Below are 22698 nucleotides of genomic sequence, written 5' to 3' on the forward strand. Positions count from 1 at the left end.
AAACTGTCCATCGACAGGGGGATTCTGTCAACCGCGACATGCACGCGTCACGGGAAGCGTCGGCATGCGTGCCGCAGGATGCACGCGCATGGTAAAGGCAGGCTTAACGTCCGCGCTGTTCGGCGCGCCAGGCCGCCCAGTCCTCGGGGGTGTCTAGGTCGCGCCGCGCGCGATGGCCGGCGAGGAAAACGAGGCGCACGTTTGCGCCGGCCTTCGCGACCACTGCCCGCCCGCCGTCATCGCCGGTGAGCCGCTTCAGGTCGTCGAAGAGAGCGGCCGCAAAGACGATCGGATGCCCCGGCGCGCCGTCTTGCGTTGCGCCACGCCAGACCAACGTGCGATCGGCAAGATCGACGTCAGCAAGGACCCTGCGCAGGTCGTCCGCGGTGATCTCGGGCAGGTCGCCGAGCAGCAGCATCGCCGCCGGCGCGTCCGGCGGCAGGGCGGCGAAGGCCGTTCGCAGGCTTGCGCCCATGCCTTCTGCAGCCTCCCGAACCGGCAACGGATCGACGTCGAGACCCGCCAGCGCGTCGCGTCGCGGGCTCGGGGTCGCGGGCAGGGCGACGATCACGGGCCCGGACGTGACCTCGCGCGCGATCTCCGCCTGTCGCCGCACCAGAGGTATTCCGTCGATCCCTTCCATCAGCTTGTCCGCGCCGCGCATGCGCCGCGACCGGCCGGCGGCCAGCACGATGATCGGCAGATGGGTCACGGGCTTTTCCATGTGGCGACACTATCCTGTCGCGCGGCCCGGCGTCATCCCCGTGTAAGACGCGCGCCTCAGCCGCGCATCCGCGCCCCGTCGGCGTCGAAGGGCGGCTCGGGCAGAACGCGCGCGGGGCGCATCTGTCCGAGGATCTCGATCTCGACCGCCGGCGCCTCCGCGACGCGGTCGCTCGGCAGGAATCCCAGCGCGATGGATTTGCCGGAGTGATGCGCGAACCCGCCCGAGGTGCAGAACCCCGCGACCTCGCCGCCGAGCCAGATCGGCTCGTAGCCGTGAACATCCGCATCCTCGGCCTCGACCTCGAAGGCGACGAGACGGCGCGACGGGCCGGCGACACGTTCGGCCTCGGCGGCGGCGCGCCCGATGAAATCGGCGTTCTTGGAAAAGCTGATGAAGCGGTCGAGCCCGGTTTCGGCGGCGGTATAGTCGGGCGAGAATTCAGACATCCAGGACCCGAAGTACTTGTCGAGACGCAGCGACATCATCGCGCGCATGCCGAAAGGCACCATGCCATGCGCCGCGCCCGCCGCCCACAGCGTCGACCAGAGCTGGCGCTGGGCCATCGGGTCGCAGTAGATCTCGAAACCGAGGTCGCCGGTGTAGCTGACACGCTGCACGATGCAGTCGGTCATGCCCACGACCATGCGCCGGACGTCGAGAAACTTCATGCCGCTCACGTCCTCGCGCGTGCAGGCGGCCAGCACGGCGCGCGCCTTCGGCCCCGCGATCTGGAAGCCGGTGCGCCGGTCCGAGATGTTCTCGACCCTTACGCCGTCCGCGGCGTTTTTCTCGAACCAGCGGGAATGAAACGCCTGAGCGCCGTAGGAGGCAGTGAGCTGGAATTCGGTCTCCCCGAGGCAGGAGATGGTGAAATCGCCGATCAGCCTGCCCTTGGGCGACAGCATCGGCGTGAGGCTCAGCCGTCCCGGTTGCGGCACGCGGCCCGCCATGATCCGGTCGAGCCAGTCGCGCGCGCCGGGTCCGGTCACGCTGTACTTGCCGAAGTTCTGCACCTCGTTGATGCCGACACCCTCGCGGACGCCCCGGACCTCGCGCGCCGTGGCCTCGAAGGCGTCCGAGCGCCGGAAGGACGGCGTTTCGTAGGTCGGCTCGTCCCCTTGGGCGAAGTAGTTGACCACCTCGAGCCCGTATTGCTGACCCCAGACCGCGCCCATCGCCGTGAAGATGTCGTACATAGGCGTGGTCCGGTTCGGACGGCCGGCGGGCAATTCCTCGTTCGGGTAGGAGACGGAAAACCGTTTCTGGTAGTTCTCGATCACCTTGGGCCGGGTGTAGCCGGGCGAAATCCAGTTGCCGAAGCGCGCAACATCGAGCGCCATCACGTCGCGCTCGGGCTCGCCCTCGATCATCCACTGCGCCAGCGTCAGCCCGACGCCCCCGCCCTGGCTGAAGCCCGCCATGACGCCGCAGGCCGACCAGTAGTTACGCATCCCCGGCACCGGTCCCACCAGCGGGTTGCCGTCGGGGGCGAAGGTGAAGGGGCCGTGGATCACCGATTTCACGCCCGCCGTCGCCAGAACCGGGAAACGCTTGTAGGCGAAATCGATGCTGGCCTCGATCTTGTCGAAGTCGTCGGGCAGCAGTTCGTGGCCGAAATCCCAGGGCGTGCCGTCCACCGCCCAGGGCCGGCAGGGTTGTTCGTAGAACCCGATGCAAAGCCCGCGCCCTTCCTGCCGCAGGTAGCTTTCGCCGGCCGGGTCCATCACATGCGGATGCTCGTGATCGCGCTCGTAGATCTCGGGGATGTCGTCGGTGACGATGTACTGGTGCTCCATCGGGTGCAGCGGAAAGTAGACGCCGGCCATCGCGCCGACTTCGCGTGCCCAGAGCCCGCCCGCGTTCACCACGTGCTCGGCGTGGATCGTGCCCTTGTCGGTGACCACGTCCCAGGTGCCGTCGGGCCGCTGATTGGTCTCGCGCACCATGCAATGCGTCTCGATCGCGGCGCCGCCCATGCGCGCGGCCTTGGCGTAGGCATGGGTCGTGCCGGATGGGTCGAGATGCCCGTCGAGCGGATCGTAGAGCCCGCCGATGATGCCCTCGATATTGGTGACGGGCGCGATCTTGGCGATCTCCTCGGGCGTCACGATCTCGGTCTCCAGACCCATGAAGCGGTGCTTGGCGCGCTCGGCCAGCATCATGTCGAACCGGTCGCGGTTGTCGGCCAGCGTCACCCCGCCGACGTGGTGCAGCCCGCAGGAGAGGCCGGTGATCTCTTCGAGTTCCTTGTAGAGCCGGATCGTGTAGCCCTGCAGGGCCGCCATGTTGGTGTCGCCGTTGAGGGTGTGAAACCCGCCCGCGGCATGCCACGTCGAACCCGAGGTCAGTTCGGAGCGTTCAAGCAGCATCACGTCCGACCAGCCGAGCTTGGTCAGGTGGTAGAGAACCGATGCGCCGACGACGCCGCCACCGATCACCGCGACCCTTGTGGTTGTTTGCATGGCTGCCCCTTTGCTCTAAGTCTTCCGCCAGACCCTAGGCCGTTGCGCCCCGGTGCCTTTGCCGTTTCCGACATGACCTGTCGCTCGGAGTCAATGCGCCGGACAATCCGAAGAGGCCGCCGGCCATGAACCTCACGCAGTTTGCTCCCGACACCTTGCTGCGCAAGGCGCGCCGATACACCAGAAAGTTGTGGGTGCGCGTGTTCGCGATGGGCTTTCTGGCCTTTGTCGTGCTCGGGCTCACGCAGATCATCGAGAATTTCGTGCCCGAAAAACTCGGCTCGACCCTGACCGGGCAGGCCGCAGACGAGTTGCTCGACATCATCGCCGACGCGATGCTTGTGGTCACGACCTTCTCGCTGTCGGTCATGGTCATGCTCTACCGCTCGACCTCGACCCAGTGGACGCCGCGGGTCCACCGGATGATCATTCAGGACCCGGTGACCCAGAACACCATCGCCGCTTTCATCGGCGCCTACGTCTACGCGCTGACGGCGATCATCCTGCGCGAGCTTGGCATCTACACCGACGAGCGCGCGCTCGTGCTCTTCGTGACGACGGTTCTGGTGCTGGCCTTCATCGTCTGGAACCTGATCCGCTGGACATTTCACCTTCAGACCTTCGGCAGCCTGATCGACATCACGCGCCAGCTCGAGGAGACCACGATGGCACAGTTCCGCGAGCGTCTCGACATTCCCTGCCTTGGCGGGAAGCCGTGGCACGGCACGCCGCCCGAGGCGGCGCGCCCGATCGCCACCGCGCGCAGCGGCTACGTGCAGCAGATCTATCCCGAGGCGCTGCAGGAGGTGGCCGCGCGTCACGGGCTGGCCGTCTACGTCTCGAAGGTCACCGGCTCTTATGTCTTCGAGAACCAGCCGATGATGTACGTGGTCCCGGAAGGCGAGCCGGAGGACGATGCGCAAGACGAGAACATGGAGGACGCGCTGCGCAAATGCGTCGACGTGGGCCATCTGCGCACCTACGAGCAGGACCCGCGCTTCGGCCTGATCGTGATGGGCGAGATCGCCTCGAAGGCGCTGTCGCCGGGCATCAACGATCCGGGCACCGCCATCGACGTCATCACCCGGGTCTCGCGAATCCTGTCGCTCTACCGCGACGAAACCGAGGGCGACGAGGCGCCGACCTATCCACGGGTTCACATCAAGCCGATCGACCCCGAAGACCTGATGGCGGACGGCTTCGGCGCGTTGGGGCGGGACGGCGCCAAGCTTGTCGAGGTGCAGATCCGGCTGCAGCGCACCTGCGCGGCGTTGATGAAACACCCCGACGACGGCTTGTGTCGCGCCGCTAAGGAGCATGCGGTGATGCAGTACCGGCGCGCGATGGAGGCGCTGGAGTTCGAGCCGGACCGCGCGGCGCTACGCGCGGCGACCGCCGAGGAAGTCCGCGATGCGGCTCGCGACTGACCCGCCGCGTGTCGAGGCCGCGCCCGGGATTGCCGGTCTCCGACATGCCATGTCGCTTGCGGGCTAGGTGACGCGGACCCCGCGGTGCAGGGTGCCGCGAAACAGGAGCTGACCCATGCGCACCCATGCCCAGGCCGTCGTCATCGGAGGCGGCGTCATCGGCTGTTCGATCCTCTACCACCTCGTCAAGGCAGGCTGGACCGACGTGGTGCTGCTGGAACGCTCGGAACTGACCTCCGGTTCTACCTGGCACGCGGCGGCAAACATCCACGGGCTGCATGACAGCACCAACATCAGCCGGATCCAGCATTACACGATGGGCCTTTACAAGCGGCTCGAGGAAGAGACCGGCCAGGGCTGCGGCGTGTTCCAGCCCGGATCGCTCTACCTCGCCCAGACCGAGGCGCGCGAGCACCAGCTGCGCCTGCAGGCGGCCAAGGCAAAGCTCTACAAGATGGACTTCGGCGAAGTGAGCCGCGACGAGGCCGAGCGCCTGCATCCGCTGGTCGACTTCGACGGTATCCGCTGCATCATGTGGGAACCCGCCGGCGGCAACGTCGACCCTTCGGGCGTGACCAGTGCCTATGCCGCGGGGGCGCGGGCGGGCGGGGCCGAGATCCACCGTTTCTGCCCGGTGACTGCGACCGAGGCGCAGTCTGACGGCAGCTGGATCGTGCGCACCGAGAAAGGCGAGATCCACACGCAGTGGGTGGTCAATGCCGCCGGTCTCTGGGGCCGCGAAGTGGCGGCGATGGCCGGCCTCCGGCTGCCGCTGCAACCGACCGAGCACCAATATTTCGTGACCGAGACCATCGCCGAGATCGCCGCGCTGGACCGGCGCCTGCCGTCGGTCGCGGATCGCGACGGCGAGTATTACCTGCGCCAGGAAGGCAAGGGCCTGCTGGTCGGCGCCTACGAGAAGGATCTGCGGTTCTGGGCCGAGGACGGCACGCCGCAGGGCTTCGGGCACGAGCTTTTCGCCGACGATCTGGAGCGGATCGAGCCCAACATGATGCGGGCCATCGAACGTGTCCCGGCGGTGGGCGAGGCCGGGATCAAGCGGGTGATCAACGGCCCGATGATCTGGTCGCCGGACTCCAACGTGCTTTTCGGTCCCGTGCCGGAACTGTCGAACTACTTCTGCTGCAACGGCATCATTCCCGGCTTCTCGCAATCGGGCGGCATGGGCCTTCTGGCCGCCGACTGGATCACCTCGGGCGAAAGCCGCTACGACATGTTCGCCTGGGATGTCGCCCGCTTCGGGGACTGGGCAGACGCCGCTTTCACGAAGGCACGCGTCGGCGATCAATACGCGAACCGCTTCAAGATTCACTTCCCGAACGAGGAGCGCGCGGCCGGCCGCCCGGTGCGCACGCGGCCCGTCTACGAGACCCAGAAGGCGCTCGGCGCCATTTTCGGCCTGAATTACGGCTGGGAGCATCCGTTGTGGTTTGCCGAGACGCCGGGTGCCACCGACACCGACGGGTTCACGCGGCAGAACTGGTGGGCGCCTGTGGGGCAGGAATGCCGGATACTGCGCGAACGCGCCGGCATCATCGACATCTCGAACTTCGCCAAATACGTCTGCCACGGGCCGGGGGCGGAGGACTGGCTGAATGCCGTCTTCGCCAACCGGATGCCGCGCGGCGTGGGCCGGTCGTGCCTCACGCCGCTGATCGGCACGCGTGGCGGCATTGCCGGCGATTTCACCGTGACGCGCACGGGAGACGACGAATTCTGGATCATCGGCTCGGGCATGGCCGAGCGGTATCATCAGCGGTTTTTCCGCGCCGTGCCGCTGCCGGAGGGCACCACCTTCGAAAGCCGGACGCTGCAGACCTGCGGTTTCAACGTGGCAGGACCCGCGTCGCGCGAGTTGCTGCAACGCCTCACCAACGCATCGCTGGCGACCGAGGATTTTCCGTTCATGCGCTCGGCGTGGATCGACATTGCAGGCGTTCGTGCATTGGCGCTGCGCGTGTCGTTCACCGGGGATCTCGGCTGGGAGTTGCATTGCGCCAAGGAAGACCAGGCACGCCTCTACGACGCGCTTCTGGAGGCGGGCAGGGAGGTCGGAGCGGGTCCGGTTGGCAGCCGGGCCCTGATGTCGCTGCGCATCGAGAAGGGCTATGGCTCGTGGTCGCGCGAGTACTCTCCCGAATACTGGCCGCAGGAGGCCGGGCTCGACCGGCTCTGCAAGCTCGACAAGGACTTCCTGAACCGGGCCGCGGTCGAAAAGGTGCTGGCGCAGGTTCCGCGCGAACGGCTGGCGATCTTGGCGCTCGACGCTGCGCAGACGGATGCCTCGAACGCCGACGCCACCGGCGGCGAACCGGTTTTCAAAGACGGTCGCGGCATCGGCCGGGTTACCTCGGGCGCCTATGGCTACACGGTCGGGCAAAGCCTCGCGCTGGCCTACGTGAGGGATGCGGGTCCCGGAGACCCGGTGCAGGTCATGGTGCTCGGCCGCCCGCATGACGCGGTGATCCTCGATCGACCGCCCTTCGATCCGGATGGGGTCCGCCTGCGCGCCTGAGCCAATACTGACGCCACGTCATTTCCCGCTCTGGCCGGGAAAAAGCGGGATCCGCGTCCGGTTGTGACGCAGTTCACAGACGCCTCGCGATTCGGCTGTCACATGGCGGGACGGGGTCGCGCCAAAGGTCACGCGCCGGCGGCACGGACCCGCATTTGAGACCTGAATTTTGGAAAAGTGAACACAATGTCAGTTGATATGCTTATGCGCACGTCGAGGCCCTTCCTGACCGACGGTGGCCTCGAAACCAGCCTGATCTTTCATCAGGGGCAGGACCTGCCGTGCTTCGCGGCCTTCCCGCTGCTTGAGACCGCGACAGGACGCGACGAGCTGCGCCGCTATTTCGAGGGCTACATCGATCTGGCCGCCCGCACCCGGCGCGGCTTCGTGCTGGACACCGTGACCTGGCGCGCCAACATGGGTTGGGCCGAAGTGCTCGGCCGCAGTGCCGGCGATCTGCGCCGCGCCAATCACGCCGCGGTCCAGTTCGCCCGGGCGCTGGTGGTGGAATCCGGCACCGGTGCGGCGCCCATCGTGATCAACGGTGTCATCGGGCCGTCCGGTGACGGCTACGACCCCGGCGAGATGCTGACGGTCGACGCCGCGCGCACGCTGCACGCGGTCCAGGTCGAGGCGCTGGCGGCCGCGGGGGCGGATATGGCGACGGCGGTGACCATGACCCATGCCGAGGAAGCCATCGGCATCGCCAAGGCGGCGATGGCGGCGGAACTGCCGGTGGCGATCTCCTTCACCGTGGAAACCGACGGCCACCTGCCGTCGGGACAGACGCTCGGGGAAGCCATCGCGCAGACCGACCGCGATACCGGGGGCGGGGTGCTTTACTACATGATCAACTGCGCCCATCCCGACCACTTCGCGCACCGCCTCGGCGGCGCGGCGTCCTGGCTCGCGCGGATCGGCGGGCTGCGCACCAACGCCTCGCGGATGAGCCATGCCGAGCTCGACTGTGCCGAAGATCTCGACGACGGGGATCCGGCGGAACTCGGCCGGCTCTGCGCCGACTTGCAGCGCAACCTGCCGAACCTGCGTGTCATCGGCGGCTGCTGCGGGACCGACCACCGCCATGTCGGCTGCATGTCCGATCATCTCGAGGCGCACATCGCGGCCTGAACTCTGTCCAGCGCGGCGGTCCGCCGCCGCGCTGGTTCTGTGTTTGCAAGACTTAGAATTCAGCGCGCGTTCGGGTCCATCATGCTGTCCATGATCGCCTCGGTGTCGAAGTGGAGGCTCGCCTGACGCGGCGGATAACCTGGAAGGTCGCGCAGAACTGGCCGAGGATCGCGCTCGCCGAGCCAAGCGCCCAGGACCGTTTCTCCTGCCATTCGTCGAAGCCGCGGCTTTCGTGGAAGCGTTCGAACGGATCGAGATCGAGCCGGGTGATCAGCGGTGTCGTCAGCTGGTCCTGAACGCCGTTGAACCGCTTGTCCTGCTGCGTGAAGAGGAACTTCCATTCATCGAAGCGCAACCCGTGGAAGGTCGTTTCGGAGAAGAACGGGAAGAAGCGCCGGTTGGACGGCCCTTCGCCGGTCAGGATCGGGGTCTGGTCGAACCCGTCGAGATGCACCGTGTAGGTCTCGCCACCGATCTCGGCACCGTCCAGCAGGTCTTCTTTCAGATCGGTTCGCCCGAGCTGGGCCATGATTGTGGGAACCCAATCCTCCATCGTGATCAACTCGCCGGTCGTGGTTCCGGCTTCGGTCAGGCCCGGCCAGCGGATCATCGCGGGTACCTTGAATGCGTCCTCGTAGCCGCCGACACCCTTGTCGCCGCGGAAGGGCTGGTTGCCGCCGTCCGGCCAGCTGTTGGTCGGCCCGCCGTTGTCGGTCGAGAACATCACCACGGTGTTGTCCGCAACGCCGAGTTCGTCGAGCAGGTCCAGAAGCTCGCGCACGTCGTCGCGCTCGACCATTCCGTCGGCGTAGACGGAACCGGTGCCGGTGACGCCGTCGTATTCCTCGCTGAGGTTGGTGCGGTAGTGCATCCGGGTCGTGTTGTGCCAGACTAAGAACGGCGTGTCCGCCTTCACGGCCTCGCGGATGAAGCGCTTGCTTTCCTCCAGCACCTCCTGGTCCAGGACGCGCTGCTTTTCCTGCCCGAAGCCGCCGAGATCCTCGATCTGCTGCGCACCCCCGTCCTCGGCGGCGAAGGAATGGATGATGCCGCGCTGGGCAAGGCCCGCGTCCTTGAAAGCCAGGACGAGGTAGTCGTCCTGCTCGACGTATTCGCCGGCGTTGAGGTAGTAGAGTATGCCGAAGAACTCGTCGAACCCGTGGTTCGTCTGCAGGTGTTCGTCGCGATCCCCCAGGTGGTTCTTGCCGAACTGTCCCGTGCGGTAGCCCAGCAGCTTGAGCATTTCGGCCAGCGTCGGATCCTCCGCCTGCAGGCCCTGCGGCGCGCCGTGCAGGCCCACGGTCGAGAGCCCGGTGCGGATCGGGTACTGCCCGGTGATGAAAGCGGCGCATCCGGCGGTGCAGGACGCATGTGATCAGTGATCCATGAACAAAAGGCCCTCATCGGCGATGCGGTCTATGTTCGGCGTTTCACAGCACATCATCCCGCGGTGATAGGCCGAGATGTTCCACATGCCGACGTCATCGCCCCAGATCACGAGGATATTCGGCTGCTCTGCGTCCCGCGCTGCACCCGCGCCGGCCGCCAGGCAGATGGATAGTGCTGCCGGAAAGAGTCGTTTAATCTCGTCCAACCTCCAATGAACCCGTGATGCTTAGATCGTGAAGCTCGCGGCATAGTTGTTCATTGGTTTCCGGTCCCCGACATTTGAGAGAACACCGACAGAGGCGCGCGCAGTCATCGCCTCGGGAAACCCCAAAGACCGCGCCTTGGTTGTAATTGGTTCGTCGGCACCGACCCCGGCCAGTGCTTTCCCAAAGCGCAGACAGCCGGCTCAAGAACCGGCTACGCGTTCGCTGAAACGGCCCTCTTTGCGACGCTGCGGCATGCTCGGTCCCGCGACCACTCCGACCTGCGCTCAGAGCGGGCGGATCTTCAGCCGGGTGATCCGGTTGCCCTCGCGTTCGGAGACCTCGAAGCGGAAGCCGTGGAACGAGAACACCTGTCCCGCCGTCGGGATCATCTGCGCTTCGTGGATCACCAGCCCGGCGATCGTGTTGGCCTCCTCGTCCGGCAGGCTCCAGTCCGTGGCGCGATTGAGGTCGCGGATGGTCATGCCGCCGTCGACGACATAGTGGCCGGAGTCGTCGGGCTTGAGCGTCTGCTCTTCCTCGGGGTCGAACTCGTCGGTGATCTCGCCGACGATCTCCTCGAGGATATCCTCGAGCGTGATCAGCCCCTGCAGCGATCCGTATTCGTCCACCACCAGCGCGAAATGGGTGCGGCGGCGCAGGAACTGGCGCATCTGCTCGTCCAGCGTGGCGTTCTCGGGCACGAAGTAGGGCTTCATCGACACATCGGTGATCTTGAAGTTCCGCAGCTTCGCGGCATCGCCATCCGGTCCGCCGATGATCTTGTACATCGCGCGCAGCAAGTCCTTGGCATGCACGACGCCAAGGATGTTTTCCTGCTCGCCGCGGAAGACCGGCAGGCGGGTATGGTTCGATTTCAGGCACTGGTCGAGGATCTGCTGGGGCTCGTCGTCGGCGTCGATCATCTCGATGCCCGAGCGGTGCAGCATGATCTCCTCGACCGTGCGGTCGCCGAGGTCGAGCGCGCCGAGGATGCGGTCGCGGTCCTCCTTTTCGACCACGCCTTCGGAATGGCCCAGATGCAGCGCTCCGGCGATCTCCTCGCGCACGGCGAGGACGCTGGTGTCGGGGTCGATGGTGACACCGAAGATGCGCAGAACGCCGCGCACGAAAAGGCGCACCGCCGAGACCACCGGCGCGAAGATCGCAACGACGATCTGGATCGGGCGCGACACCAGCGAGGCGGCGGTCTCGGCGTTGGTGATCGCATAGGTCTTTGGCAGCACCTCGGCGAAGACCAGCACCAGCAGCGTCATCACCAGGGTCGCCAGCGCCACGCCGCTTTCGCCGAAGACCCGCGTGAAGATCGCCGTGGCAAGCGAGGCCGCGAGGATGTTGACCAGGTTGTTGCCCAGCAGGACCGAGCCGATCAGTCGCTCATTGTCCTCGGTGATCTTGAGCGCGCGCGCGGCACCGCGTGACCCTCGGTCGGCCTGGGCGCGCAGCTTGCCGCGCGAGGCCGCGGTCAGAGCGGTTTCGGAGCCGGAGAAGAAGCCCGACAGGACGAGCAACAGCAGGATGACCGCGCAGGTGATCCAGAACGCGCTGTCATATGTGGCCGGAACGGAGTCCATCTGCAAAAGTACCTTCGATCTGTGCAGTGCGTGGTAAGGGCATGCTGGTTATGGGCACGCGGGGCGGCGCAATCAAGCCTCGTAGGGGGCAGGGCGGTGCGCGCGCCAGCGGCGGGTGATCCCGCGAAGATCAGTCACGACCGACCGAAGCCTTGCGCGGCGGGGCCTTTGCCCCGTTTTTGGCCAGCGGATGATGGTTGAGGACAAGCTCTGACAGGCGTTCCTCGAGCACGTGGGTATAGATCTCGGTCGTGGCGACATCGGCGTGCCCGAGCAGGGTCTGGATCGACCGCAGGTCGGCACCGCGGGCCAGAAGGTGCGTGGCAAAGGCATGCCGAAGCGTGTGCGGCGTGACCTTGGACGGAGACACGCCGCCAGCCACCGCGAACTCCTTGATCAGAAGGTAGAAGCGGTGGCGGGTCAGGTGCCCGGACGCCCCGCGGGACGGGAACAGGAAACGCGACGCCGGTTTGCCCTTTGCGGTGTCCTGCTCTTCGGCGGCGTCGCGGATCTCGAGCCAGGTCGCCAAGGCATCGCGGGCCGGCGGTGACAGCGGTACCATGCGTTCCTTGCCGCCCTTGCCACGGATCAGCAGCAGGCGCGGATCGCCCCGCGTGGCGGCGACCGGCAGCGAGACCAGTTCGGTCACCCGCATGCCCGTAGCGTAAAGCAACTCCATAAGGCAGGTGTTGCGCGCCGCGTCCGCCGCGGTTCGCCCGGAGACGCGCGCGGCCTCGAGCAGGCGGTCGACCTCGTCTTCGGTCAGCGTCTTCGGCAGGCGCTTGTCGCGTCCGGGACCGGCAATCTGGATCGCCGGGTTGTCCTCGCGCCAACCTTCCTCGAAGGCGAAGCGGTAAAGCTGCTTGATCGCCGACAGCCGACGGGCGCGGGTCGCGCGGGCCAGCCCCTGCGCGTCGCAATGCACGAGGTAATCCTCGACGTCTTGACGTGCCAGCGTGTCGAATCCCTTGTTGCGTGCCGCGATCCAGTCGGCGACGTCGCGCAGATCGCGCCCGTAGGCCAGAAGCGTGTTGCGCGCCGCCCCGAGTTCCGCGGCCTGGGCTTCGAGAAAGGCGGATATCCAGCTGTCCGCGGTCATCCCGAGAACCGGTCGAGCAGGATAAGCTCGAGCCCCGCGCGCCGCGCAGTGTCCTCGAGCCCGAGCTTGCGCAGGGTCCCGATGGCGCTCGCCAGCGCCTGGGTGTCGCCATGCGTTCCGTCCCCGAGCAGGTAGAGCGTTCGCAGGATTGCCTCGCCCAGCCGGCCCTCGCCGGCCGCGCGCACGATCGCTGGATCCAGCGCCTCGCCTTCGAGCCCGCGCTGGATCGCCTCGGCCACCGGGTCCTCGACCCGCAGCCCGGCCATCCGCCCCAGCGCGATGCCGCGCGGGATGGCCCTGTGTTGTAGGGTCTCGTCCTGCGCCGCCGCTTCGTATCCGGGCGACAGCAGGCGCATGTCGTAGGCGATGCGCGCCGCGGGGCCAACAAGGTCGATCTCCTCGAGTTCCGCGGCGAAAAGCGCAGCGAAGGAGACTTCGAGACGGGCGTCCTGCATCGCCGACCAGGCGTCGGGCAGCGTCTTGCCGACCGCCTCGGCCGAACCTGTCGAAAGCGCGGTCTCGAACTGCTGCAGCGCCGCGACCCGGTCCCAGATCCCGCCCGAGGCCGCCGGCAGCCGCGCGGTGTAGATCCCCAGCAAACGGTTGTCCGGCAACGCCCCGGTGCGCGTCAGACGCTCTGCGGCTTCGAGTTGCGCCTTCCAGCCGGCCAGGTCACGCAGGTCGGCCACCGCATAGGCCCGCGGCAGGCTTCCGGTGGGCAAGGGTTCCCCGATGGTCTCGTGCAGGCGGAAAGCCAGCGGCGAGATGTCCGCGGTTTGCGCTAGCGGACCGGCGTTCTCGAAGAGGTCGGGATTCAGGAACCGGTCCAGCAGTTCTGTTTCCGTGGCATCGAACCGCCCCAGCACCCGCCCGCTGTCGAACATCAGCGCCGCGGTCGTCCAATCGCCCGACCGCGCAGTGCAAAAGACGCTATGCGCCAGTGTCGGTGCAAGCTGCGGATTGGCGACGAGGGTGGCGCAGGCGGCATCCTCGTCACCGGTGAGCAGCGAGATATCGACATAGGCCGAAAAATGCGCCGCGTCCCGCGTCGGGCCGGCCTGTTCGATCAACGCCAGCGCCGGTTCCAGCGCGCCGTAGCGCCAGAGCGTTTCGATCCGCGCCAGCGCGAACAGGTCCTGCGGACCGGGATCGGCCGGTGGCTCCAGCGCCTCGGCCAGCAGAACGGTGTAAAGCAGAGATTGCGCCGCGGGCAGTTCAAGCTCGGGCAGGCGGTCGAGCAGGTCGGTCAGGCGGATCGCATCGCTGCCGAGCCACAGGTCGTCGGAGAGGCCGGTGACGTCCGGTGGAACGAGACCGATCCGGCGCATCGCCGGTTCGGCCAGCGGCTGCGTCTCGACATCCGGAACGCGGCCGGATCGCGCGACCGGCGGTTCCTCCGGCGCCGGCATGGCGACGGGTGTGGCGCGCTCGGGATTGTTGTCGAGCCAGTCGATCACCGACAGCGGCGCGTCCTGGGCCGCGCCGGCGCAGGGCAGGAACGCGCAAAGTGCCGCGCGGATCAGGAATGGCGCCGCATCAGTTGTCATCAAGGGTCACGGGCACCCGTATCTCCTGTTGCGGCGCCGAGAAATCGGCCCCGAAGAACGGACCGACATAGGCATAACCGACAAGGGCAATCAGGCCGATTATCAATAAGAAAATCAATAGCTTGAATAGTCGCCCCATGGTACTGCTCTGCCTCTTTCCGGTGCCGTTTTGAGCAAGTTATATATGGCCTTTTCCGCAATATCACGTCATTCAGCTGTTTATGAGCAGAATTGAGCAATCCATGGCCGAGAAAGTCGAACCGTTGCAATACCGGCTCAGCAAGACGGTTGTGATGGTCGGCATGATGGGGGCCGGGAAGACCGCTGTCGGCCGCGCTCTGGCGCAGATCCTGGGTGTGCCGTTCATGGACTCCGACGCCGAGATCGAAACCGCCGCCAACCTGACGGTGCCCGAGATTTTCGCCCGTGACGGCGAGGCGTTCTTCCGGGCGCGCGAAGGCGAGGTCATCGCACGGCTGCTGGGCGGCGCGCCGGGTATCCTGTCGACCGGCGGCGGGGCGTTCCTGTCCGCCACGAACCGCCGGAACATCTCGGACAAGGGCGTTTCGGTCTGGCTCGACGCGGACATCGACCTGCTCTGGGCGCGGGTGCGCCACCGCGACACCCGACCGCTGTTGCGCACGCCGGACCCGAAGGCGACGCTGGCCGAGCTATACGAAGCGCGGGTGCCGAATTATGCCAAGGCGGACCTGCGCGTGCCTTGCGCGCCGCCGGTTTCGGTCGAGATGATGGCGCGCCGGGTCATCGAGACGCTGCTGACGCGCCCTGACGTTCTGGAACGTGCCGATGCATGAGACCGTCACCGTCGACCTGCCGGGCCGGGCCTACGAAGTCCGCATCGGCCCGGGCCTGATCGCGCGGGCGGGGGCCGAGATCGCGCCGCTGCTGCACCGGTCGCGCGTCGCGGTCCTGACCGACGACAATGTCGCCGCCCTGCACCTCGACGCGCTCGGCATGGGGCTCGCCGAAACCGGGGTGAAAATGCAGGCGCTGACGCTCGATGCCGGCGAGGCGACGAAGTCCTGGGGGCCGTTGCAGAAATGCGTCGAGTGGCTGCTTGATGCAAAGGTCGAGCGCAGTGACGTGGTCGTGGCGCTGGGCGGCGGCGTGATCGGCGACCTTGCCGGCTTTGCCGCCGCGATCCTGCGCCGGGGCGTGCGCTTCGTGCAGATCCCGACCTCGCTGCTGGCGCAGGTCGACAGTTCCGTGGGCGGCAAGACCGGCATCAACGTCGCCCAGGGCAAGAACCTCGTCGGCGCCTTTCACCAGCCATCGCTGGTTCTGGCCGACACCGATGTGCTCGACACGCTGCCGGAACGCGATCTTCTGGCGGGCTACGGTGAGGTGGTCAAATACGGCCTTCTCGGAGACGCGGAGTTTTTCGCCTGGCTCGAAAGGAACGGCCCGGCACTGGCGCAGGGCGACGCCGCGGCCCGGATCGCGGCGGTGCGGCGCTCGGTCGAGATGAAAGCCGAGATCGTCATCCGCGACGAGACCGAGCAGGGCGATCGTGCGCTGCTGAACCTCGGACATACCTTCTGTCATGCGCTGGAGGCCGCGACTGGCTACTCCAACCGACTGCTGCATGGCGAAGGTGTGGCGATCGGGTGCGCGCTGGCTTTCGAGTTGTCGGCGCGTCTCGGTCTCTGCGCCCAGGAAGATCCCAGCCGGGTGCGCGCGCATCTGCGCGAAATGGGCATGAAGACCGATCTCGCCGACATCCCCGGCGAGCTGCCCGGGTCCGAGGCGCTGCTCGACCTGATGGGCCAGGACAAGAAAGTCGTCGACGGAACGCTGCGCTTCATTCTCGCGCGTGGCATCGGACAGGCGTTCGTCACTTCCGATGTTTCGCGCGACGCGGTGCGCGATCTTCTGTCGGACGGCCTCTCGGCGCGGTCCTGACGCCGAAAATTTTCCGTCAGGTGGCCGGTGTCCGTCGCGCGTCCACGCTGATCGGGCCGGGTCCGGCGAAGAAGATGTAGAGGAACACGAAGCAATAGAGGATCGCCGCGTCGCCGCCGTTCAGCGTCGGAAAGAAGTTTTGCGGTGCGTGGAACATGAAATAGGCAACCGCCATCATCCCCGACAGGATGAAGGCCACGGGCCGGGTGAACAGGCCAATCGCCAGAAGGATGCCCCCGAAGCATTCCAGAACGCCGCCGATCCACATGAGCGAGAAGGCCGCCGGCATCTGGTCGGTGGCGGGAAAGCCGAAAAGCTTCTGCGTGCCATGCGCGATGAAGATGAGCGAGGCCATGATGCGCAAAACGCTGAGCATCACGGGTGCGAAACGGGTAAGAGTGCCGGTCATGTCATGGTCCCTGCTGACGAAATTGGCCGGTCGCGCCGGCACATGACGCGGCATAGCGCCATGCTGCCCCCGCGTCACTCTCGAAAATCAGCCGCGCCCTTGGCAGGCGCGCGCAGCCCGATTCAGAACGGGATCTCGTCGTCCAAATCGCGCGACGGCGCCCGGCCGCCGCCACCGCCACCAGATCCACCGCCCGAACCGCCGCGCTCGTCGTAGCCGTAATCGTCCGAACCACCACCGCCGTCATACCCGCCGGTCGAACCACTCGGACCGTCGCGCCCGTCGAGCATCGTCAGTTCCGAGCGGTAGGGGCGCAGCACGACCTCGGTCGAGTAGCGGTCCTGCCCGGACTGGTCCTGCCATTTGCGGGTTTCGAGCTGGCCCTCGATATAGACCTTGGAGCCCTTGCGCAGATACTGCTCGGCCACCCGGGCGAGCGGTTCGGAGAAGATCGCGACCGAGTGCCACTCGGTCCGTTCCCGGCGCTCGCCGGTGTTGCGGTCCTTCCAGTTTTCAGACGTGGCGATGCGCAGGTTGCAGACCTTCCCGCCGTTCTGGAAGGTCCGCACCTCCGGGTCGCGCCCGAGATTTCCGATGAGAATAACCTTGTTGACCGAGCCTGCCATCGGGCCCCCCTTGCTGTTCTTGTGTCTCTCGTCCTGCCGCGCAGCGAATCCGGCGGGACGGGTCGCGTCAGCCTATACCGCCCGACGAGCGGTTGAAACACGGTTAACGGCCATGCGGCGCAACACTCCGCGCATTTGTCCGCGCAGGGGTGGCGGCCTCCGCGCAGGATGGTGTATAGCGTTCCAAGGGACAGGAAAACGGGACGGCAGGGACAATGCAGCTACGGCATGTCGCGGCGCTGGCCGCAAGCTTTCTGGTCGCGGCGCCGGTCGCGGCTGATGTTTTGTCAAGCAACAGCCGGGTCAAGCTTTTCGCCTCTCAGAAGGCGTTGCTCGACAACCGCGCGGCCCAGCAATACACCAATTCGGTGCGCCTCCAGCCACCGACGGTGAACACCCCGACGAAATGGGGCTCGCCCGCCTACACCGGCAAATACCGCGGCGTCTATCTCGACATGGCAAAGAAGGCCGCGCGCCGCCACGGCATCCCCGAGGACCTGTTCTTGCGCCTTGTGCACCAGGAATCGGGCTGGAACCCCAGTGCGAAGTCGCACAAGGGCGCGCTCGGCCTTGCGCAGCTCATGCCAGCGACCGCGCGCCAGCTGCGCGTCGACCCGCATGACCCCGCGCAGAATCTCGAAGGCGGCGCGCGTTACCTCAAGCGCCAGTACGCGACCTTTGGCAACTGGCGCCTGGCGCTGGCGGCCTACAACGCCGGTCCCGAGGCGGTGCGCAAGTACGGCGGTGTGCCGCCCTACAACGAAACCCGGAATTACGTGAAGATCATCTGGGGCGGCTGATTTCTGCCACTGCCCGCATTCGGGCGGTCTTTCAAACCCTTGCACAGCCGCCGGCGTCTTTCGCGTGTCGCGCGCGTGGGCGGCTGGCCTCTTGTGTGCAACGCCACTGGAACAGTTCCTGTCAAAGCGACGTTTGTCCTGTACGGTGACGGCGAGAGCCACCGTCGCCTGTGTTAACGAAAGGACATGTTATGAAGATCGCAGGCAGAAAAACCCTGATCGCAGCAGCAACCAGCGTCTTTGCCCTGACCGGCTGGGCCCATGCCGATACGCCGCAGGTCAGCGAGGTCGAGATCGACACGTCGTTCCTGTCCGCCGAGGGCATGAACGTGATGGACTTCTACCCCGGTCTCGCCGACGACCTCGAGGCGCGCATCCGCGCGCAGGTAGCGCCCAGCGATGATCCCACCGGCCCGACCCTGCGCGTCGACGTGCGCGAAATCAGCCTCGACGGCGAAACGATGCTGCCTGACAGCATGGAGTTCAACAAGCTCGAAGGCGTGATGAGCTATTCCGGCGGCGAGGGGGAAGCGGTGACCGTTCCGGTGAGCGTTTCTGCCCAAAGCGGCGAGGTGGCGGCGACTGAGGGTGTCATCGTCGTCCAGCCCAGCGAGGCGGATTTCTACAACGCCATGATGGATGTCTTCGTCGGCGCCGTCGTCGACGCAATCCCCGACTGATCGTCTAAAAGAATCCCGTCTGTCCGGGTACCGCCCCGTCACCCGGCAGCTTCGGGAGAACGGCGTGGCGCCAGAGATGGTGTCACGCCGGACCTGTGACTCCTGGGCGCCAAGTGACCGGTCACTAAACTCCCTCGCATTGTCCATAATTCGACCCGCCTGCTGCCAAACTCCGGCCCGAATTCGCCGCGAGATTGCACTCAGCAACGACGGGGACAACCATGGCGACGGCCAATTTTCAAGCAAGAGTGGAACGTATCAACCTCGCGCACAGCCAGATATCTGCGCGCGACCGGCTGGCTGCCGAGATGGCGCGCCTGCAGCCCGACGCCGGGCGCGAGATCGAAAACGCGCAGCGCGCGGGATCGGCCCGAAAGACCGGTTTCTCCGCGTTGATGACGGCGATCTTGACCGGACTGGTTTGCGGGGCGCTGGCCGCGATGCTGCTGATCGGGGTCACCTCGGACGGCTCGCCCATCGGTCCGGGAACCGAGCACAACCACGCCCTCTTTCTCGGAGCGCTGGGTGGTCTCGGAATCTCGCCTCTGATGCTGATGATCGCACTTGTCCGCCAGGGGCGGGCGCCGCGCCTGGCGCTCTTCGCGCTGGCTTACCTGTCGGGTCTGGTGGTCACGCTTCTGGCCTGATCCGACAGGCCGCACCGCGATGTTCCGGTTCCGGCGCGGCCGCACCACCCCGCGTAAACGCGTCGCCAACCGCGCGTGCGGGCTTCACTCGGCGGCGACATCCACCTGGATCACCGGCTCCATCTCGGCGAACTTCTCGTCGCTGAGGTGACACTTGATCTGGTGACCGCCGAAATTGCGCATTGGGGGCACCTCGGTCTCGCAGAGATTTCCCGGCACCTGACTCTTCCAGCGGCAGCGGGTCTGGAACGGGCAGCCCGGCGGCGGGTTCATCGCCGACGGAATGTCGCCCTCGAGCACGATGTGCTTCTTATGGATCGAGGTGTCCGCGATCGGCACCGCCGACAGCAGCGCCTCGGTATAGGGATGATAGGGCGGTGCGAATACCTCGTCCGTGGTGCCAAGCTCGACCACGTGGCCGAGATACATCACCATGACCCGGTCGCTGAGATAACGAACGATCGACAGATCGTGGCTGATGAACAGCAGCGTCGTCTTGTGCTCGCGCTGGATCTCCATCAGCAGGTCCGTGACCGCCGCCTGCACCGACACGTCGAGCGCCGAGACCGGCTCGTCCGCAACCACGATCCGCGCATCACCGGCGAAGGCCCGCGCGATGCCCACGCGCTGCTTCTGCCCGCCGGACAGCTGGCGCGGCATGCGAGTGGCGAACTCGCGCGGCAGTTTGACGAGGTCGAGCAGCTTGAGCATCCGCTCGCGCCGGTCCGCCTCGCTGTTACCAACCCCGAAGATCTCAAGCGCCCGGATGATCTGCCGTCCGACGCTCATCGACGGGTTCAGCGTGTCGAACGGGTTCTGGAACACCATCTGGATATCGGCGATGGTCTTGGTGTCGCGGCGCTCGATCGGGACCTGTTCGATGGCGCGGTTGTCCAGCAGGATCGAGCCTTCCGTCGCCGTCTCGAGCCCCATCAGTACCTTGGCGAAGGTCGACTTGCCGCAGCCCGATTCCCCCACGATCGCCAGCGTCTCGCTTTCGCGGGCCTCGAAGCTGAGAGTCTCGTTCGCCTTCACGACCCGGGTGCTGCCGCCGCCGAAGATCGCGTTTGCCGCGACCTCGTAGTACTTCTTCAGACGGTCCATCTTCAGCACCACCTGTCCCGGCGCGGTCTTCTGCTTGACCGCCGAAACCTCCGGAGGTGCCGCCCAGTCGATTTCGCGGAACCGCAGGCAGCGCGTATGGTGGCGCGCGTTGCCGGGCACCTCTTCCATCGGGATTTCGCCGGCATCGCAGCGCCCGGCCTGGAAATAGTCGCAGCGCGGCCCGAAGTTGCAGCCCGGAGGGCGCTCGTGCGGCAGCGGGAAGTTGCCCGGGATCGCCACCAGCGGACGCGCGGTCTTGTCGGCGCCGGGCAGCGGGATCGAGCGGAAGAGGGCCTGCGTGTAGGGGTGCTGCATCTCGTCGAAGACATCGCCGATCGACCCGTCCTCGACCGCCTCGCCGGAATACATCACGCAGATCCGGTCGCAGGTCTCGAGCACGAGCCCGAGGTTGTGGCTGATGAAAAGCATCGAGGTGCCGTACTTGCGGCCCAGTTCCTTGACGAGTTCGACCACCGCCGCCTCGACCGTAACGTCGAGCGCAGTGGTCGGCTCGTCGAGGATCAGCAGAGAGGGTTCGGACATCAGCGCCATGGCGATTACGATGCGCTGCTGCTGGCCGCCGGACAGCTGGTGCGGATAGGCCTTCAGGATGCGCTCGGGGTCGGGCAGCTTGACGTCGGCGATCACCTGCAGGGCGCGCGCGCGAGCTTCCTTCTCGCCCATGCCCTGGTGGATCATCGGCACTTCCATCAGTTGCCGCCCGATCTTCATCGCGGGGTTCAGCGAGGCCATCGGCTCCTGGTAGATCATCGCGATCTCCGAGCCGCGGATGTCGCGCAACTCCGCATCAGACATCGCCCCGAGGTCGCGTCCCTTGAACTTGATCGACCCGCCGACGACGCGCCCGTTCTTGCCGAGATCCTGCATCACACCAAGCGCCACCGTCGACTTGCCACAGCCGCTCTCGCCCACGAGCCCCACCGCCTCGCCGGGCTGCACAGTGACCGAGAAGTCCATGACCGCCGGGATCTCGCGAAGCCGCGTGAAGAACGAGATCGAAAGCGCGTCGATCTCGAGGATCGGTCCGTCGTAACTGTCCCTGGCCATCGCGTCCTTCCTTCTCCGAAACACCGGCGCCGACACCGCTGCTTCTCTGGTTCCGAAATATCCCGGGGTCCGGGGCAGAGCCCCGGTCCGGCGTTCGTCAATCGCGCAACGATTCCTCGCGCAGCCCATCCGCCAGCAGGTTGAGCCCCAGCACCAGCGTCAGCAGCGACAGCGCGGGTGCGATGGCGGCATGCGGATAGAGCGCCAGCAGACGCCGGCCGGCGTTGATCGTGGTGCCCCAGTCCGGGCTCTCGGACTCGAGCCCCAGCCCGAAGAAGCCGAGCGTGCCCAGCAGGATCGTGGTGTAGCCGATGCGCAGGCAGAAATCGACGATCAGCGGCCCGCGCGCATTGGGCAGGATCTCCCAGAGCATGATGTACCACGGACCCTCGCCGCGGGTCTGGGCGGCGGCCACGTAGTCGCGGGTCTTGATGTCCATCGCGAGGCCGCGCACGATCCGGAAGACGGTCGGCGAGTTCACGAAGACGACCGAGACGAAGACCACCAGGATCCCGGCATCGACATCGAACAGATCGAGCCAGGACGGCAGGCCCGGGATCGCGTAGCTCGGCGTGCGCACCAGCGCGCCGTTGGTCGAGACCATCGACAGGTAAAGCCAGCCCAGCACCGCCAGCACCGCGATCAGCAGCGGCGTGCGGAACGAGGGTTGCGTGTAGTAGCGCGAGTTCAGCAGGATCGCCACGAAGACGATCGGGAAGACGAAGAGGAACAGCGCCATGTAGTTCGGGATGCCGGTCAGCACGATCTCGGGCGTGACCAGCAGGTAAAAGAGCAGGATCACCGGGAAGGCGAGGATCAGGTTGGCGAGAAACGACAGAACGGTGTCGAGGCGGCCACCGTAATACCCCGCGGGCAGGCCCAGCGTGATGCCGACCATGAAGGCGAACAGCGTCGCCATCGGCGCGATCTGCACCACCACCCAGGCGCCCTTGATCAGCCGGCTGAACACATCGCGCGCCAGGTTGTCGCCGCCGAGCAGGAAATAGGGGTAGGCGTCTTCGGCCGACCCGGCCATCGGCGTGCCCGGCACCTTGTTCTTCATCCCCGACACCTGGCTCAGCGGATCATGCGTGACGAGCATGTCCAGCGGGCCGCCGAAAATGCCGGTGAACACCCAGAACATCACCAGCGCGAAGCCGACCATGCCGATGGTGCTGTCGAAAAGCTTGCCGTAAAGACCCAGCTTGCGCTTGTAGGTGATCGAGACGGCGAAGAGCACGATCAGCGCGATCCAGACCGGCATGAACTGCAGGAACATCCGCCACAGGATCGCGCCCCAACCCAGTTCCTCCATGACCCGGGCC

19 protein-coding genes and 1 pseudogene are annotated in these 22698 nt (G+C 66.3%); 8 read left to right on the forward strand and 12 right to left on the reverse strand.

Translation table 11 applies throughout. The annotated features are described in order from the left end of the window. Window positions 1–103: 103 nt before the first annotated feature. Window positions 104–724 (reverse strand): nucleotidyltransferase family protein, encoded by a 621-nt coding sequence (locus R5H30_RS06930; RefSeq protein ID WP_318327369.1) that lies wholly within the window; start codon window positions 722–724, stop codon window positions 104–106. A gap of 56 nt (window positions 725–780) precedes the next feature. After that, complete coding sequence (locus R5H30_RS06935; protein ID WP_318327370.1) at window positions 781–3189, reverse strand: GcvT family protein; 2409 nt, start codon at window positions 3187–3189, stop codon at window positions 781–783. Window positions 3190–3314: 125 nt separating this feature from the next. Between R5H30_RS06935 and R5H30_RS06940 the strand changes: the two genes are divergently transcribed. From R5H30_RS06940 to R5H30_RS06950, 3 genes are all read left to right on the forward strand, one after another. Continuing rightward, window positions 3315–4616 carry a DUF2254 domain-containing protein gene (locus R5H30_RS06940; protein ID WP_318327371.1) on the forward strand — a complete coding sequence of 434 codons (1302 nt, stop codon included), beginning with the start codon at window positions 3315–3317 and terminating at the stop codon, window positions 4614–4616. Window positions 4617–4731: 115 nt separating this feature from the next. Continuing rightward, the gene (locus R5H30_RS06945; protein WP_318327372.1) at window positions 4732–7152 is read left to right on the forward strand and encodes a GcvT family protein; all 2421 of its coding nucleotides are present in this window, start codon (window positions 4732–4734) and stop codon (window positions 7150–7152) included. Window positions 7153–7356: 204 nt separating this feature from the next. Next, window positions 7357–8283, forward strand: coding sequence for a homocysteine S-methyltransferase family protein (locus tag R5H30_RS06950; protein WP_318327373.1), 927 nt, complete (start codon window positions 7357–7359; stop codon window positions 8281–8283). Window positions 8284–8362: 79 nt separating this feature from the next. Here R5H30_RS06950 and R5H30_RS06955 read toward each other — a convergent pair. From R5H30_RS06955 to R5H30_RS06975, 6 genes and pseudogenes are all read right to left on the reverse strand, one after another. Beyond that, window positions 8363–9640 (reverse strand): annotated as a pseudogene (locus R5H30_RS06955) (sulfatase-like hydrolase/transferase); the annotation flags it as partial. Window positions 9641–9658: 18 nt separating this feature from the next. Further along, on the reverse strand, window positions 9659–9877 hold the full coding sequence (locus tag R5H30_RS21755; RefSeq protein ID WP_412105108.1) for a hypothetical protein: 219 nt from the start codon (window positions 9875–9877) through the stop codon (window positions 9659–9661). 285 nt (window positions 9878–10162) lie between these two features. After that, complete coding sequence (locus R5H30_RS06960; RefSeq protein WP_318327375.1) at window positions 10163–11470, reverse strand: HlyC/CorC family transporter; 1308 nt, start codon at window positions 11468–11470, stop codon at window positions 10163–10165. Window positions 11471–11600: 130 nt separating this feature from the next. Beyond that, a complete protein-coding gene (locus R5H30_RS06965) occupies window positions 11601–12569 on the reverse strand; it encodes a site-specific tyrosine recombinase XerD (RefSeq protein ID WP_318327376.1) in 969 nt (322 codons plus the stop codon). Next, window positions 12566–14116: a hypothetical protein gene (locus tag R5H30_RS06970; protein WP_318327378.1), complete on the reverse strand. Its 1551-nt coding sequence runs from the start codon at window positions 14114–14116 to the stop codon at window positions 12566–12568. The genes R5H30_RS06965 and R5H30_RS06970 overlap by 4 nt, the downstream gene beginning before the upstream one ends. Next, entirely contained in the window at window positions 14106–14255 is a 150-nt protein-coding gene (locus tag R5H30_RS06975; RefSeq protein WP_318327379.1) for a hypothetical protein, read from the reverse strand. The genes R5H30_RS06970 and R5H30_RS06975 overlap by 11 nt, the downstream gene beginning before the upstream one ends. An 82-nt stretch (window positions 14256–14337) precedes the next feature. On the opposite strand from R5H30_RS06975, the gene R5H30_RS06980 reads away from it, so the two are divergent. Then, window positions 14338–14931 carry a shikimate kinase gene (locus tag R5H30_RS06980; protein ID WP_318327380.1) on the forward strand — a complete coding sequence of 198 codons (594 nt, stop codon included), beginning with the start codon at window positions 14338–14340 and terminating at the stop codon, window positions 14929–14931. Further along, entirely contained in the window at window positions 14924–16039 is a 1116-nt protein-coding gene (gene aroB, locus R5H30_RS06985) for a 3-dehydroquinate synthase (RefSeq protein ID WP_318327381.1), read from the forward strand. The genes R5H30_RS06980 and aroB overlap by 8 nt, the downstream gene beginning before the upstream one ends. Before the next feature lie 16 nt (window positions 16040–16055). Here aroB and R5H30_RS06990 read toward each other — a convergent pair whose 3' ends face one another. Beyond that, on the reverse strand, window positions 16056–16448 hold the full coding sequence (locus R5H30_RS06990) for a DoxX family protein (RefSeq protein ID WP_318327382.1): 393 nt from the start codon (window positions 16446–16448) through the stop codon (window positions 16056–16058). A 122-nt stretch (window positions 16449–16570) separates the two neighbouring features. Next, a complete protein-coding gene (gene ssb / locus R5H30_RS06995) occupies window positions 16571–17074 on the reverse strand; it encodes a single-stranded DNA-binding protein (protein WP_318327383.1) in 504 nt (167 codons plus the stop codon). Between the two features lie 215 nt (window positions 17075–17289). Here ssb and R5H30_RS07000 point away from each other — a divergent pair, with 215 nt between their 5' ends. The 3 genes from R5H30_RS07000 (at window position 17290) to R5H30_RS07010 (ending at window position 19201) form a co-directional block, all read left to right on the forward strand. Beyond that, window positions 17290–17874 carry a lytic transglycosylase domain-containing protein gene (locus R5H30_RS07000; RefSeq protein WP_318327384.1) on the forward strand — a complete coding sequence of 195 codons (585 nt, stop codon included), beginning with the start codon at window positions 17290–17292 and terminating at the stop codon, window positions 17872–17874. Window positions 17875–18065: 191 nt separating this feature from the next. Then, window positions 18066–18554 (forward strand): hypothetical protein, encoded by a 489-nt coding sequence (locus tag R5H30_RS07005; RefSeq protein ID WP_318327385.1) that lies wholly within the window; start codon window positions 18066–18068, stop codon window positions 18552–18554. Between the two features lie 248 nt (window positions 18555–18802). Beyond that, complete coding sequence (locus tag R5H30_RS07010) at window positions 18803–19201, forward strand: hypothetical protein (protein WP_318327386.1); 399 nt, start codon at window positions 18803–18805, stop codon at window positions 19199–19201. Window positions 19202–19285: 84 nt separating this feature from the next. Here the strand turns inward: R5H30_RS07010 and R5H30_RS07015 are convergent, their stop codons facing one another. Next, window positions 19286–21373, reverse strand: a complete 2088-nt coding sequence (locus R5H30_RS07015; protein WP_318327387.1) for a dipeptide ABC transporter ATP-binding protein — start codon at window positions 21371–21373, stop codon at window positions 19286–19288. Between the two features lie 97 nt (window positions 21374–21470). Beyond that, on the reverse strand, window positions 21471–22688 hold the full coding sequence (locus R5H30_RS07020; RefSeq protein ID WP_318327388.1) for an ABC transporter permease: 1218 nt from the start codon (window positions 22686–22688) through the stop codon (window positions 21471–21473). Between the last annotated feature and the right edge of the window lie 10 nt (window positions 22689–22698).

Origin of the sequence: Roseobacter sp. FCG-D35, assembly GCF_033436665.1 — a bacterium.
In the GTDB taxonomy this organism is placed as follows: Bacteria; Pseudomonadota; Alphaproteobacteria; order Rhodobacterales; family Rhodobacteraceae; genus JAWQFO01.

Coding starts and splice junctions, on each gene's coding strand:
- R5H30_RS06945 (WP_318327372.1), top strand. CDS start 4,732: ATGCGCACCCATGCCCAGGCCGTCGTCATCGGAGGCGGCGTCATCGGC.
- R5H30_RS07015 (WP_318327387.1), bottom strand. CDS start 21,373: ATGGCCAGGGACAGTTACGACGGACCGATCCTCGAGATCGACGCGCTT.
- R5H30_RS06940 (WP_318327371.1), top strand. CDS start 3,315: ATGAACCTCACGCAGTTTGCTCCCGACACCTTGCTGCGCAAGGCGCGC.
- R5H30_RS06980 (WP_318327380.1), top strand. CDS start 14,338: ATGAGCAGAATTGAGCAATCCATGGCCGAGAAAGTCGAACCGTTGCAA.
- R5H30_RS07000 (WP_318327384.1), top strand. CDS start 17,290: ATGCAGCTACGGCATGTCGCGGCGCTGGCCGCAAGCTTTCTGGTCGCG.
- R5H30_RS06965 (WP_318327376.1), bottom strand. CDS start 12,569: ATGACCGCGGACAGCTGGATATCCGCCTTTCTCGAAGCCCAGGCCGCG.
- R5H30_RS06960 (WP_318327375.1), bottom strand. CDS start 11,470: ATGGACTCCGTTCCGGCCACATATGACAGCGCGTTCTGGATCACCTGC.
- R5H30_RS06930 (WP_318327369.1), bottom strand. CDS start 724: ATGGAAAAGCCCGTGACCCATCTGCCGATCATCGTGCTGGCCGCCGGC.
- R5H30_RS06950 (WP_318327373.1), top strand. CDS start 7,357: ATGCGCACGTCGAGGCCCTTCCTGACCGACGGTGGCCTCGAAACCAGC.
- aroB (WP_318327381.1), top strand. CDS start 14,924: ATGCATGAGACCGTCACCGTCGACCTGCCGGGCCGGGCCTACGAAGTC.
- R5H30_RS07005 (WP_318327385.1), top strand. CDS start 18,066: ATGAAGATCGCAGGCAGAAAAACCCTGATCGCAGCAGCAACCAGCGTC.
- R5H30_RS07020 (WP_318327388.1), bottom strand. CDS start 22,688: ATGGAGGAACTGGGTTGGGGCGCGATCCTGTGGCGGATGTTCCTGCAG.
- R5H30_RS06975 (WP_318327379.1), bottom strand. CDS start 14,255: ATGGGGCGACTATTCAAGCTATTGATTTTCTTATTGATAATCGGCCTG.
- R5H30_RS06935 (WP_318327370.1), bottom strand. CDS start 3,189: ATGCAAACAACCACAAGGGTCGCGGTGATCGGTGGCGGCGTCGTCGGC.
- ssb (WP_318327383.1), bottom strand. CDS start 17,074: ATGGCAGGCTCGGTCAACAAGGTTATTCTCATCGGAAATCTCGGGCGC.
- R5H30_RS06970 (WP_318327378.1), bottom strand. CDS start 14,116: ATGACAACTGATGCGGCGCCATTCCTGATCCGCGCGGCACTTTGCGCG.
- R5H30_RS06990 (WP_318327382.1), bottom strand. CDS start 16,448: ATGACCGGCACTCTTACCCGTTTCGCACCCGTGATGCTCAGCGTTTTG.